13 protein-coding genes are annotated in these 13849 nt (G+C 63.0%); 11 read left to right on the top strand and 2 right to left on the bottom strand.

Annotated elements, in window-relative coordinates:
• Nucleotides 1-678: a molybdenum cofactor biosynthesis protein MoaE gene (locus IPL79_07995; protein MBK9070925.1), complete on the top strand. Its 678-nt coding sequence runs from the start codon at nt 1-3 to the stop codon at nt 676-678.
• Here the strand turns inward: IPL79_07995 and IPL79_07990 are convergent, their stop codons facing one another.
• Entirely contained in the window at nt 679-1284 is a 606-nt protein-coding gene (locus tag IPL79_07990) for a response regulator transcription factor (GenBank protein ID MBK9070924.1), read from the bottom strand.
• A gap of 78 nt (nt 1285-1362) precedes the next feature.
• Entirely contained in the window at nt 1363-3159 is a 1797-nt protein-coding gene (aspS, locus tag IPL79_07985) for an aspartate--tRNA ligase (GenBank protein MBK9070923.1), read from the bottom strand.
• Between the two features lie 278 nt (nt 3160-3437).
• On the opposite strand from aspS, the gene IPL79_07980 reads away from it, so the two are divergent.
• From IPL79_07980 to IPL79_07935, 10 genes are all read left to right on the top strand, one after another.
• Nucleotides 3438-4202, top strand: coding sequence for a hypothetical protein (locus IPL79_07980; GenBank protein ID MBK9070922.1), 765 nt, complete (start codon nt 3438-3440; stop codon nt 4200-4202).
• Between the two features lie 150 nt (nt 4203-4352).
• Nucleotides 4353-5072, top strand: coding sequence for a DUF4255 domain-containing protein (locus IPL79_07975; protein ID MBK9070921.1), 720 nt, complete (start codon nt 4353-4355; stop codon nt 5070-5072).
• Between the two features lie 86 nt (nt 5073-5158).
• Complete coding sequence (locus IPL79_07970) at nt 5159-6373, top strand: phage tail sheath family protein (protein MBK9070920.1); 1215 nt, start codon at nt 5159-5161, stop codon at nt 6371-6373.
• An 89-nt stretch (nt 6374-6462) separates the two neighbouring features.
• Complete coding sequence (locus IPL79_07965) at nt 6463-7359, top strand: phage tail protein (GenBank protein ID MBK9070919.1); 897 nt, start codon at nt 6463-6465, stop codon at nt 7357-7359.
• Between the two features lie 16 nt (nt 7360-7375).
• Complete coding sequence (locus IPL79_07960; GenBank protein MBK9070918.1) at nt 7376-7801, top strand: phage tail assembly protein; 426 nt, start codon at nt 7376-7378, stop codon at nt 7799-7801.
• Nucleotides 7802-7812: 11 nt separating this feature from the next.
• The gene (locus tag IPL79_07955) at nt 7813-7977 is read left to right on the top strand and encodes a hypothetical protein (protein MBK9070917.1); all 165 of its coding nucleotides are present in this window, start codon (nt 7813-7815) and stop codon (nt 7975-7977) included.
• A gap of 19 nt (nt 7978-7996) precedes the next feature.
• Complete coding sequence (locus tag IPL79_07950) at nt 7997-9757, top strand: phage tail sheath family protein (GenBank protein ID MBK9070916.1); 1761 nt, start codon at nt 7997-7999, stop codon at nt 9755-9757.
• Between the two features lie 21 nt (nt 9758-9778).
• On the top strand, nt 9779-10345 hold the full coding sequence (locus IPL79_07945; GenBank protein MBK9070915.1) for a phage tail protein: 567 nt from the start codon (nt 9779-9781) through the stop codon (nt 10343-10345).
• Between the two features lie 19 nt (nt 10346-10364).
• Nucleotides 10365-13274, top strand: a complete 2910-nt coding sequence (locus IPL79_07940; protein ID MBK9070914.1) for a hypothetical protein — start codon at nt 10365-10367, stop codon at nt 13272-13274.
• Nucleotides 13274-13849 carry a hypothetical protein gene (locus tag IPL79_07935; GenBank protein ID MBK9070913.1) on the top strand — a complete coding sequence of 192 codons (576 nt, stop codon included), beginning with the start codon at nt 13274-13276 and terminating at the stop codon, nt 13847-13849. Before IPL79_07940 ends, IPL79_07935 begins: the two co-directional genes overlap by 1 nt.

The following is a 13849-nucleotide window of genomic DNA, read 5'->3' as shown; positions in this document are numbered from 1 at the left end:
ATGCGCGTCCACATCTTATATTTCGCCGCGGTAAAGGAGCGCCTGCGTCGCGACGGCGACGTCATCGAGTTACCGCCCGGCGCCAACGTGGCCGCCGCCCTGGCGCAGCTCGCCGCGGCCGAGCCGCTGCTAACCGCCATGCTGCCCGCGTGCCGCGTTGCGGTGAATCGCGCATTTGTCGAGGCTACCGCCACGCTTGCCGATGGCGACGAGCTCGCGCTCATTCCGCCCGTCGCAGGCGGCACCGACGCGGCCGCGAGCCCGCACCACGTCGCCTTGTGCCACGTGCCCCTATCGGTCGATCGCTGTGTGCAGGCGGTCGCCGCCGCCGGCGCCGGCGCTACGGTTGTTTTCATCGGGCACGTCCGCGATCAAAACCGCGGTAACCGCATCGTCGCGCTCGACTATTCGGCGTATGAGCCCATGGCACTGGAAGTAATGCGGCGCCTTTGCGACGCCGTCGCGGCGACCGCGCCAAACCTCCGACTCGCGGTCGAGCACCGCGTCGGGTCACTTGCCATTGGCGACGTGGCCGTCGTCATTGCCACTTCAGCGCCGCATCGTGCCGAGGCCTTTGCGGCCTGCCGAGAACTCATCGAGCGCCTCAAGCAAGACGTCCCGATCTGGAAAAAAGAATTTGGCGAGGCCGGCGAAGAATGGCTCGGCATGGGCCCGTAGTTACAAATTTACCAAGCCGCGGCGCACCGCCTCGACGACGGCTTCAGTGCGCGAGGTTGCGCCCAGCTTGCCCATCACGCCGGTGACGTGGAATTTGGCGGTATGGTCACTGATGCCAAGCCTCGCTGCGATGAGCTTGTTGGACATGCCCTCGGCCAAGAGCTCCACGACCTGCGATTCGCGATCTGTTAGATCGACACTCCCGGACCTGGGCTTTGCCTCGGTTTGCAACGCGGTGTAGCTCGCAATGTCGGGATCGAGCACGGTTAGGCCCATAGCCGCGGCTTGCAGCGCGGCGACGATGCCATTGCCGAGGTGTTCGCGCAGCAAAACGCCCCGGGCGCGGCCTCGCAGCGCCTCTTGCGCCAGCGATGCATCATCCAGGACCACCACGACGGGTACATCCATATGCTCAAGCCGCGCCAAGCGCTTGGCGACCAGCTCATGCCCGTGGCCTGGATCCCATAAAAAAACCTCGGCGCGCCCTGGCTCAACCACCGTCAGCTCGATCGAGCCAAGGAGCGGTAAAAGTTCCGCCCGCCCGGCTGGCTCATCGGCCACCACGGCGACGCGGATAGGGCCGGTGGCCTTCCGCGTAAGGGCCATTGTAGGGTTGTAGGTCATGCCGACAACGTGGCCACGACTCGCGTGGTCGTCAAGGGCAAATTGCCGCCCCGCGCGGGCCTACTTGGCGGCCGCGATTTCTGGTTTTACCGCAATAAATAGCTCGTCGAGCTGCTTTTTAAGTACGGGCGTCGGGCATTCCGTCATCAGATCCGCGCCTTTTTGCGTCTTTGGAAACGCGATGATATCGCGCAAGCTCGTCGCACCCGCCATTAACATCGTGAGCCGGTCAAGTCCGAGCGCCAGCCCGCCGTGTGGTGGTGGGCCATATTTGAAGGCCTCCAGCAAGAAGCCGAATTTTTGCTGCGCATCGGCGTCGCTGATGCCTAACGCGCGAAACACGCGCGCCTGCAAGTCCGGTCGATGGATTCGGATCGAGCCGCCGCCAACTTCCATGCCATTGAGCACCAAATCGTAGGCGCGCGCCAACACCTTGCCTGGCGCCTCTTCTAGCAGCGCCTCATCTTCGACGCGTGGCGAAGTAAACGGGTGATGCGCCGCCGCGACGCCGCCGGTTTCCTCGTCGATCTCAAACAGCGGTGGATCGACCAGCCACATGAATTGATACTCTTGCTTGCGCGTCATCTCGAGCTTTTCGCCGATGTGGAGGCGAATGGCGCCCAGGCACGTGTTGGCGACCTTGGCGCGATCCGCGACAAACAACAGGACATCGCCATCGCCCGCGCCCGCGATCTTGTTGACCCCCAGGCGCGCCTCGTCGCTCATATTTTTGGCAAAGGGCGCTTGCCACGACCCATCGGCGGCGACGCGCGCAAACGCGACGCCCTTGACGCCATAGGGCTTAGCAAATTCGGTGAGCGAATCAAGCATCGAGCGGGTCAGGCGGTCGCCGCCGGGCACGCGCAAGCATTTGACGATGCCGCCCGCCGCGATGGCGCCTTCAAACACGCGAAAGCCGCACACCGTCGTCGGGGCCGTGACGTCGCACAGCTCAAGGTCCAGTCGCAAATCTGGCTTGTCGACACCGTATTTGTCCATGGCCTCGGCGTAAGTCATGCGGCGCAGCGGCAGCTTCACCTCGACGCCGAGCACATCGCGCCAAAGCCCCGCGACCATGCCCTCGACGCAGGTTTGCAGCGTGACCTCATCGACGAACGACATCTCGAGATCGATTTGCGTGAACTCCGGCTGCCGGTCAAGCCGCAGGTCCTCATCGCGGAAACAACGCACGATCTGGAAATATCGATCACAACCGCCGACCATCAGGAGTTGCTTGAAAATCTGAGGCGACTCGGCGAGCGCATAAAAGCTTCCGGCGTTAAGGCGTGAGGGAACTAAGAAATTGCGCGCCCCGCCGGGCGTGTACTTCACCATGAAGGGCGTCTCGATCTCGAGAAACCCCTCATCGCTGAGGTAGCGGCGGACGCCTTGGGAAATCTGCGAGCGCATCAACATGTTGCGTTGCATGATGGGCCGGCGCAGATCGAGATAGTGATACTTCAGGCGCAGCGCTTCATTGGTCTCGACGTCGTCTTCAATGGCAAAGGGTGGGGTCTCGGCCTTCGAAAATACGTCGAGCCCGCTTGCCCATACCTCGATCGCGCCGGTGGCGAGCTTGTTATTGGCGTTGCCGCCGCGGGCGCGCACCTCGCCGACGATGCCAACGCACCATTCGTTGCGCAGCTCACCCGCGCCGGCGAGCACGTCGGGAGCAAAGCTGGGATCAAACACCACCTGCGTGACGCCGCTGCGGTCGCGGAGATCGACAAAGAGACAGCCGCCGTGATCGCGATACGATTCAACCCAGCCGGTAAGCACGACGCGCTGGCCGACGTCGGTGGCGCGGAGATCGCCACAACGATGCGTACGACGGTGAGCAGCTAAAAACGAGGTCATCGCAGTAAGGTAGCGATTCAACACGGGCTCGTCACTTATGTAGCGATGAATTGCGCGACAATTTGCGCGTCCGGCTGGCACAGGCGAGTTGTCCGGATTTGCAAATAAATTGAGATAAGCGCATGCGCCCGCAAAAAGATCCCCGGGATCTGGGGCATAAATTTGATCCATCCCAAGGCTGGTTGCTACGATTTTTAAATCAAGGAACAGTTCGCCGCGCATCACCACGCGGCGATACCTCGGCCGCCCCCGCAACCATGTTGAGACTATCGGATTCCATGTTTGCGCCCGTCGTGGCGACGCCATCAGCGTTGTCGCTAGCGGTGCCGAGTGATGGCGCCGTCGAGTCCGCGGCCGCTGGCTTGGCGCAGCGAATTCGCGCGCATTTGCGGCAGGCCACCATCACCGTGGCGTTGACCGATAATCGCTACACCATGATCTCGGTGCGCCGCAGCAAGCTGCCCGGTCGGTACGGCGCGCGGGCCCACTACGACGTGCGCATGCACAGCATGTTCATTTCCGCACCGCCGCAGCTAACCCGGGCGCTCGCCCACTATATCGCCAAGGGTGATCGCGCCTCCTCGCGCGCGCTGGGGCAGTACATCGACGCGCATGTTCCGGCCAAGGCTGTTCGGCGGGTCGCCAGCGTGCCCGTGGTGACGGCCGGCGACGTGCATGATTTGGCGGCCATCTATAACGACTTAAACAGCCAGTACTTTGGCGGCGCGATCGAGGCTACGATTACGTGGGGCCCACGTATTTCGAGGCCCAAGCGCCGCCAGAGCATCAAGCTGGGCAGCTATGCGCTTGAGGATCGCGTCATCCGCATCCACCGCGTCCTCGATCGCGATACGGTGCCTCACTACGTCGTCGCATGGGTGGTCTACCATGAGATGCTGCACCAGAAGCACGACTTCAGGCGCCGCGGCAGTCGTCGCGAATTTCACACGCCTGAGTTCTTGCGCGACGAGGCGAAGTTCGCGTTTTTTACGCAGGCCAAGGCGTGGGAGAAAGCGCATATTTTGCAGCTGCTCGACGGCTAGGCGAATGCGGGTCGCGGGTTTGGCGCCACGCGTCAAACGGTGGCATGTCGTTAAATGTCGCACGTCGCGTTTGTGTGACAATACGCCCGGCGGCGCTTGTTTTGGCGAGGCCACTTGCGCCAGGATCGCTGCGCGTTTCGACGCCGCCACATGAGCACGCCGCAGCACCACATTATTAAGGACACGACTGCGACGATGTCGCGGCTGCTCCAAGATGAGCTGCGCAAGAGTGGCTACAAGCGCGTGAACATTATTGACCAGGCGCCCAAGCCCGATGCCATCGAAGGCAAGTTGCCCGCGGTCTCGGTCTACCTCTACCAGCTCGTTGTCGACCCCGACGCCTTTCCGTCGGGCCCAACGAGCGAAGTCATCGAGGTGCAGCAGGCGGATGGCAGCAAACGCGAAATGATGCGGCGACGTCGGACCTGGGTTCGGCTCGACTATCTCGTTTCGGCGTGGGCACAAACCCCCGAGGATGAGCAAATCCTCCTCGGCCTGGTGATTCGCATTTTGGCCGACAACGTCAGCATGCCTCGCGCGTTGTTGCGCGGCGATTCGTTCGATGACGACTTTGAGTTGGAAGTGATCTTAAGCGGCGGCCGCCTCGACGAAGGCACGCTGTCGCGGTTTTGGGGCGCGCTCAATCAGCCCATTCGCCCCTCGGTGCAGGTCTATACCCACGTGCCGATCATCCCAGAAACGATGAGCGGCTTCGAGCGCGTGCGCGAACGCATCATCGACTTCCGCAACGGGCAAGCGCCAAACGGTGGGCTCGAGCGCTTTCCGTCGCCCGATCCGAGGTCTATCGCCGGCAAGGCGCTAGCAGATAAAGCAAATCCACCCGCGACCAAACAAGGCGGCAAGCGATGAACGCGGCGGCCGTCGCCCACCCACAGCACACCACGAGAGGCCGGCGCGCATGTCGTCCCTCGTGTAGGCAAGAGGAGAACTAACAAATGGCTACAAGTTACTTAAGTCCAGGTATCTATGTTGAAGAAGTTGATCGCGGCAGCAAGCCCATCGAAGCGGTGGGCACCAACACCGTCGGGTTTCTTGGCGAATCCGCCAAGGGGCCGCTCAACGAAGCGGTGCTCGTCACCAATTGGTCGCAGTTCGTCAAGACGTTCGGCGATTTCAAGGAATGCTCCGAGCACCTCGCGCACGCGGTCTATGGCTTCTTCAACAACGGCGGCTCGCGCTGCTTTATCGTCAACGTTGGCACCGCGGACAGCGCCGCGCAACAACATCGCCAGGCCCAAGCCGCCGCCAAAAAAGAAGGCGACGAAAAGGCCACGGCGACGCCACCACCTAATCGCGACGCCGCGTTTATCGGCCGCGATGCGGGCCCGGGCCAACGCAGCGGACTTAAGTGCTTCGACGAGGTCGATGATATCGCCCTCATTGCCGCGCCCGGCGTGACCTCGCAGGCCGTGCAAGACGCGATCCTTTCGCACTGCGAAACTCGCAAGGATCGCTTCGCCATTCTCGATGCCCCCGAGACCATCAACGGCGGCGTCGACAAGCTGCCGCGCCCGCGCGACTCGAAATACGGCGCCTATTACTTCCCGTGGATTCAGGTTTACGATCCGGAAAAGGGCAACGTCTTCGTGCCGCCTTCGGGCCACCTAGCCGGCGTCTATTCGCGTACCGACTCCGAGCGCGGCGTTCACAAGGCGCCTGCCAATGAGCTGGTTCGCGGCGCGCTTGGCCTGAAATACAACGTCTCCAAGGGCGAGCAAGACCTGCTCAATCCCAAGGGCATCAACGTCATTCGCTTCCTCAACGGCGGCATCCGCGTATGGGGCGCCCGCACGCTGTCAAGCGACCCATCGTGGCGCTACGTCAACGTTCGTCGCCTCTTCATCATGGTCGAGACCTCGGTCGAGCGCGCCACGCAATGGGTGGTCTTCGAGCCCAACGACCATCGCCTTTGGAAGCGCGTCCAGCGCACGCTAACGTCGTTTCTCACCTTGTTGTGGCGCAATGGCGCCCTCATGGGCACGGCGCCTGAGCAGGCGTTTTACGTCAAGTGCGACGAAGAGACCAACCCGGCCGAGGTGGTCGACGCCGGGCAACTGGTTGTTGAGATCGGGTTGGCGCCAGTCAAGCCCGCAGAATTCGTTATTTTCCGCATCGGCCAGATGGCATCCGGCGCGGGAGTAGAGGAATAATTCCTCAACGTTAGGAGGGGCGGCTTGCGGGGCGCCCCTTCTGCCCAATTTTTAAGTTACCTTTCCAGCGAATTTTTGAGGAGACAACCATGTCGAAGCTAATGTCGTATACCGGTGGCAAATACATGCTGCAAATTGGCGGTGAAAACTGCGGGTTTGTGAAGTCAGTGGATGGCGGCGCGCAAAAAGCCAACGTCGCTGAAATTCAGGATTCGGGGTCGCACCTGACTACCAAGCACATTTCGACGGTGGAATACACGCCGTTCAAAGCCACCATCGGCATTTCCGAGGGTGCTCCGATGTACAAGTGGATTCGTTCGTCTTTTGGCAATGATCCGCAGGCCCGCGATGGCGCGATTACCATCGCGACCCAAGATTTTAAGGCGCGCGAAGAAATCACCTTTCTTGGCGCCTATGTCTCTGAGTTCAAGCTGCCCAAGCTCGACTCCTCGTCCAAAGAAACCGGCTTTTGTGAAATTGGTTGGGAAGCCAGCAACGTCGCCATCACCAAGGGCGGCGGCCAGGTCATCAAGGCGCCGGTTAATACCAAGCAAAAGGCGTTCTCGGTTTCCAACTTCCGTTTGGAGATCGACGGCCTCGAGACCACCACGGTCAAGTCGGTCGACGCGATCACGTTTACGCAGAAGCTGGTGAAGGAATACAGCGGCGAGCTGAAGTTTCCGGTCATCGTGCCCGGGCGTTGCTCGTTCTCAAATTTGAAGGTTACGCTGTCGCACGCCGAAATCGAATCGTGGGAGCAGTGGGCCAAGTCGTGGTTCTCGGGTCAAAGCACCGAGCCGCACGAAAAGAGCGGGTCGATCACGCTGCTTTCCCACGATCTCAAGACCGAGTTGGCGCGCATCAATCTCTTTCATATCGGGCTGGTCTCGCTAACGCGCAAGGGCTCGAGCAATAACGACGACGCCATCAAGACCTTCGACGCCGAGTGCTACCTCGAGCGCGCCGAATTCGAAGCCGTGGGCTAGGCGCTAAGTCGAACTCATGGCGACCGAACGCATCAAGACCGAGTTTGCTTTCAGGCTGCCGCGCGGCTATGTCGACGCGGAGGGCAATGTCCACCGCGATGGCGTGATGCGCCTCGCGACCGCGCGCGACGAAATCATTCCGCTGCAAGACTATCGGGTGCAGAACAATCGAGCCTATCTCGTTATTGTTTTGCTTTCGCGCGTGATCAGCAAGCTGGGCAAGCTCGACATCATTACCATCGAGGTGGTCGAAAACCTTTTTTCGACCGACCTCGCATATCTTCAGGAATTTTACCGCAAGATCAACGAAGAGGCCGGGGCGCCCAAGCACCACATCGCATGCACCGCGTGCGGCCACGAGTTAGATGTAGATATGGTCTCTGGCCTTGTGCTAGGCGCGGGCAGCGCCGAAGGAGGAAGTGGCCAGTCTGGCCCGGGGTAGCCTTGGCGGCCGTGGCTACCTATCCGCGGGAGCAGCTCTACCAGGAAATGGCGTACGTCGCGTACCACTTTCACTGGTCCATGGATGAGATTCTCGACATGGAACATAGCGAGCGCCACACCTGGCTCCGTGAAATCGCCCGCATCAATCGCGAAATCAACGAAGCTCGCAGCTAGCAGATTTGGATAGAAGCATATGGCCGCCTCTTTCACCGATTCCTTCCGTTCGCCCGGGGTTTATTTTGACACCGTGGCGCGTGCCGCACCCAGCGGGCTTGCGATCGCCGACACGCGCGTCGCGGGCTTTGTTGGGCTGACGCAGCGAGGGCCCGTGGGCGTGCCGATCAAGGTGTCGTCGTTTGACGAATTTGGTGCCTTGTTTGGTGGCCGCGATGACGCCTACACGGCACAGGCGGTGCACAGCTATTTTCGCCAGGGCGGCTCGGCGTGTTACGTCGTGCGCACGGCACATCGCGCGGGGGGCGGCGCGGCTGATGGCGAAGCGCTCGAACCATGCGCCGCGGCCCACCACACGCTGCTCGATGGGCTCGGCAAACCGACCTTGCACATCGCCGCGAACAGCGAGGGCACCTGGGGCAACAACGTGTGGATTCGGGTGGAGCGCCAGACAACCATTTCGGCGCTGCTCACGCGCGATCTTGAGCTTGGGGTCGGCGCCGCCAGCGTGGCGTCGACACGTGGGTTTGAGGTTGGTCAGATGGTGCGCGTCCATGATCGCGAGCACCAAGACTTTATCGTGGTGACGGCGGTGGGCGATCGCGAAATCCGCTGGAGCGCACAAACCCCCTTGCAGCGCGGCTATCGCGCCAGCGCGCCAACCCAGCTCGAGGTGCATGAGTTTGAGATCGAGGTCATCCTGCGCGATGAGCGCGAGCTTTTTCGCCATTTGCAGATGAGCCCGCTGTCGCGCCACTACGCGCCCAAGGTGATCGCGGCAAGGTCGCGTTACATCGCGGTGAGCGACGCGCAATCGGTGTCATCGGTGCCGCATCAGTGGCCGGTGCCAATGCCGCCGCAGCGCCTCGACGGTGGCCGCAACGGCGATGTCGTGACACCCGAAGATTTTATTGGTTGGGATCACGGCCCCGCCGACTCGTCGGGCCTATTGGCGCTGGGGCGGCACGCCGAAGTTGCCTTGCTCGCGGCGCCAGATGCGGCGCGCCTCTATGAGCAGGAGCCGGGTCCGCTCGGCGAGATCAAGCTTGGCCAGGTTCAAGAACAAATGGTGCGCTTGTGCGAGCAAACCTCTGATCGGTTTGCGATCCTCGATTTGCCGCGCACCAAAGATGTCGAGCAGGTGCGACGCTTGCGGCGTCGGCTCGACTCGTCGTACGCGGCCTACTATTTTCCGTGGCTGAAGTACGACGGCGAAGGGCTAGCTTCCACCTGGGTGCCGCCAAGCACCGTCATGGCTGGCGTGTTTGCCGGGGCCGAGGCGCGCGTAGGGGTGCACCAGGCGCCAGCCAACGTCGAGTTGGCCGGTGTGTCCGATATGTCGGTTTATTTGTCCGAAGATCATCTCACGCAGCTCGGCTCCGAGGGGATCAACACCTTTCGCAGCCAAAGGGGCATCCGCCCTTGGGGGTCGCGCACCGCGTCAAGCGATCCGGATTGGGTACATATTACATCGCGGCGGTTATTTATCATGTTGCGGCGAGCGCTCGATCAGGGATTTAGCTGGGTGCCCTTCGAGCCAAATAAGCCTACGACATGGCAGGTGATTAGGCTTCAAGCCGAGAGTTTTCTCGAGTCTTTGTGGCAAAAGGGCATGCTCGTGGGGGCCTCGCCCAGCGAAGCGTTTTTCGTGCAATGCGACGGGGAAACCAACGCCGCCGACGTCGTTGCCGCGGGTCGGTTGGTTTGCGAAATAGGCGTTGCGCCAGTAGCCCCAGCCGAGTTTATGATGGTCTCGCTCGTCCAAGAAATGGCGACCTAGCGTGGAACGGAAGATATCTACATGAGTGGAACAAAGGGCGAGCCCGTCAAGGCATCACCGGACCAAGGGCCGACGGCGGAGCGGCGCGATCCGCTGCCCGGATTTGTCTTCAAGGTGACGTTCACCGAAGTGCCATTTGCGGGCGAACTATTTTTCCGCTCGGTGTCCGGCATCGGCTACGACATCAAGACCGAAGACACGCGGGAAGGTGGCGGCGGTTCCAATGGCAAGCGCTTGCCAGGGCCCGTGACGTGGTCCAATTTATCGTTTAAGCGCGGCTTCACCCAAGACCCGCGGCTGCTCGAATGGTGCAACGCGTGGGCGAATCGTCTCAGCGGCCAGATGGCACGGACGGATGGCACCATCGCCTTGGTGCCAATGGATCCCGCGCTCAGGGACAAGCCGATCTATTCGTGGAAGTTTAAGCGCGCCTTCCCGGCGAAGTTGTCGCTCTCAGAATTTGATGCGTCCAAGAGCGACATCGTGATCGAAAGCTTAGATTTGGCGCACGAGGGCCTGGAGCTTGAAGTTAGCGCGTCGAAGGCCTTGTCGCCGGCCGGCCCATCGGGCGGGCCCGGCGCACCGTAACTGCCAACGTTGATTCTCCATGCCATCGCTTACCGCCACTACGCCGATGTTGCCCAAGGGCACGGCCGCGGCGTTGAACTTCTCGACGGCATCACAACCGGCCGCCACGTTCGCCGAGCGCATCGCTCATCGCTACCTTGGGGCCGGTCCATCCGTCGCCGGTGTGGCTGAGGCTCCATGGCGAGCGCGCCTAGCGCCCGAGATTGCGTGGATCTTTCCGCGCGCCTGGTATCTACAGCCCGCGGCGCAGCGGCTGGCAGTGCCGAGATGGTTTCGCGACGCGACCAGCGATGCGCCTCTCGAAGATCATGGAATTGCGTTGCGCGCGGCGATGGAGATGCCCGTGGTTGGGGCGGGCGGTGCGGCAACTGCGGCGCACCAGTCATCCGCGCCGGCAGGGCCCGCAGAACACGAGTTGGCGCGCGCATGGGCGTCAACGTTTGAGCGTTTCGAGGGCATTGAAGGCTTTGAAGGGCCGCAAGGCCACATGCCGTCGCAAGCAAGCGGTCGTTTGTCAGCTGCCTCTAACAACGCGGCGCCCGCGTTGGCTGCGCGCGGCGAGCCGTGGTTGCCGAAAGCAGTTTCGGCTCTTGCAGCTCGCTCGCCCATGGGGCTGGTCCACCTTGCGTGGAGCGACGCCATCCTGACGCAAATGGTCGGCGCACCGAACGCCTCCTCGCCGCCGCTGATGCGCGCGCCGCGCGGTGTCGACGAACTCTCGTTTGTTGCCCGGCCGCCGCGGCCGCTGCGCCGCGAGCTCGCCAGCCGCCCTGACCTAGTTAATGTGGCGCCGCCGCCGCGTACGCCAGTGTTCGCAGACGACGACGAAATTTCAGACGATGTCTTCGCCGCGATCGCTCGCCCCACCAGCGCCTTGCCACCTCAGCCCGCAACTCCTTTCGAGCGTGGTGCGCGCGCTGACCTCGTGACGCGTTCGGCCTCGATCCTCGGCGACGACGCGAAGGTGGCGCGTGTTGATGCGCGGGCAGATGCTGGGGACGTGGGGCACATGACTGCGCCACCGGCATTTGGCGACTTGTTCGCGGCGTCAATGGCGGCGCTCGTTCACGGTGCATCGGGCGCGCCAATGGGCGTTCGAATCCGCTTGGCTGACGCGCAGGCTGCTCACGCGGCGCCGCATTGGTTTTCGAGCGGTGAAGTCGACGCGGCGGTGCGCGCACCTGCCGATTCGCCACGGCGTGGCGACGCGCTCGGCGTGGCGGGCGGTCCTTCGCGCCAGGTGCCGCTGATGCCGCAGCTTGCCACCATCGCGGGCAGCGCGCGAGCGGCTGCCGGGGCGCGCCAAGGCGCGCTCTACGACGTCGAAGCACGAGCGTGGGCGGGACCTGTCGCGGCCGAGAACAGCAACGAAGCCACCGCAGGCCCCTCGGCCTTGCCAGCGTCTGCTGGCGATCTTGGCGGGGGCAGTTATGCGCGCCATGCACCTGGCGCGCGTGGCTATGCCGCCGCCCTGCAAGCGACCGAGCTCGCCCTCGGCGTGGCGTATTTGTCGATGCAGTTTGTTACCCCGGGGGAAGCCGCCGTCGCACGTGCCATGCAACTTGCGCCCGCGCTATGGACCTCGGGCGTGACGTTGGCCGCCGCAGGTGGAGATGCCGTGGCGGCGCGCTGGTCGGCGCTTGAACAAATGGCGTTGGTGTCACCAGCGCGCGCGCGGGCGCCGGAACGCTCATTGCGCCTGCCTCGCGGCGTTTACGCATGGCCAGCTGCCGCGACAGCGCAATGGCAACAAGCCGCGGCGGCAGATGACGCCGCAGGCGATGAGCATCAACAGCAACCCGAGTTACGTCGTGCCTTCGCCGCGGTGTGGGGCGAGGCGGCGGTGCGCGAACGCATGGCGGCGCAAACGCACGCAAGCGCGGCTCAAGCTGGCCTGCAACCGAGTGATGGCGCCGGCGTCGCGCGGTGGGTGCCAGGCGAATTTTCGCGGACGGCGGCCGTGGCTGCGGCTACCTCTCGCGGCGCGGTGCATGGCGCAACTAGCGGCGCGGCGCCGGGCGCGATGCCGCTCGTGCAATCGTTTCGAAATGCCGCGGCACCACGCGAGGGGATCGCGGGTGCGGCGTCCACAACCGCAGCTGAGCGCGCACCGCTGCAGGCGTGGCCCGCGAATTCCGAGCTATCGCAACCAACCGCCTACGCAGGCGATGCCGCCTCGCGCATGCTTGTCGCGCTGACGGCCGGCGTGCCGCGCGATGCCTTGCCGGCGTCGGTATTGACGTGGGTCGCGCAGCTTGAGGTCGCGGTTGCCAACGAGCAGCGCGCCGCAAGTCCGGCCGGGCAGGCGCCCGGGATGCCTGCGCTGGCCTTGGCGGGACACGGTCGCGCCTCGGAGGCACACGCAACGTCGAATTTAGCGCACGCGCGCGAGGCCCAACAACTGGCGCGCGCCGAGCAAGTGGCAGAGCTGGCTGACCTGCGCAGCACCTATGTCGTGGCGGGGCCAGCTTCGGGTCAAGCCGCGCGCGGGGGCGCCGAAAGGTTGCGCGCCGAAATTTCGTCGCTGCGTCCGAGCGAAATCGCGGCGCTGTTGCAAGCAGCGGGGCCGACGCCCTCGGGCAGCAGTGGCACCAGCAGCGCGAATGTATTTGGCGGCGCCAGCGTCGCGCTGCCAGCCCAATGGTCCGACGGCGCCGCGGCGAGCTTGGCCGCGGGCATGGCACCTGCCTTGGCTGGCGACACGACGAGCACGGAACCCTCGTTGTATGAAATGACCATGATCGCCGCGCTCAATCAAGCGGCGCCGACTGCATTGGCCGCACGTGCCGCGCATGAACCTGTGCCAGCTCACCTCGACGCTGCGGGCCCGGCCCACGTTGCCCTTGATGTCGAGGCAGAGGCCCAGGCGGTGCTACGAGAGGTGCTGCATTTAATTCACGCGCTGCGCGATCGCAATGGAGATTTCTGATGCCCGGTTCACCCTCACAAACCACCCCGCTCACGCTCATCAGGATGACCTACGTCAAAGACCAAGGCTGGAAGCATGACGATGCCAACACCGTCGCGGTGCCAGTGAATCCGTCCGACTTGACGTTTTCCACCTCGCTGCCGACGGCCTCCGCGCAATCCGCGACGGCCAGCACCGCGCAGTCGCCGGCGGGCCATGTCACCCGTAGCCTCTCGCTGAGCCTCTTGCTCGACGCCTACGAAGATTTTTACAAACAACCCGACGAGGCCAACGGCATCTACGAAAAATATGTGAAGCGCCTCGAGGCGTTGACCTCACGCGACGCCAGCGGCATCGCGCCCGTGGTCTTGCTGACGTGGAATAACAAGCGGTTTATTAAGGTCGGCCAAGAGCAAGAGAAAGCAAAATTTGTCGACTCGCAGGACAACTCTGCCAGCTCGTTTTTTGCCACGGTGGCCTCGTTCTCGGTGAAGTACAGCCTCTTTCACAGCGATGGGACGCCGCTGCGCGGCACGGTGACGATGTCGCTCACCGAGGCGAACATGGCCGATCCCGCCCAGGCGAAAGGAAAATGA

Source organism: Myxococcales bacterium, assembly GCA_016716835.1.
Classification (GTDB): Bacteria; Myxococcota_A; Polyangia; order Haliangiales; family Haliangiaceae; genus JADJUW01.
The sequence above is the reverse complement of the archived record's forward strand: the minus strand, read 5'-3'. Positions and strand labels throughout refer to the sequence as shown.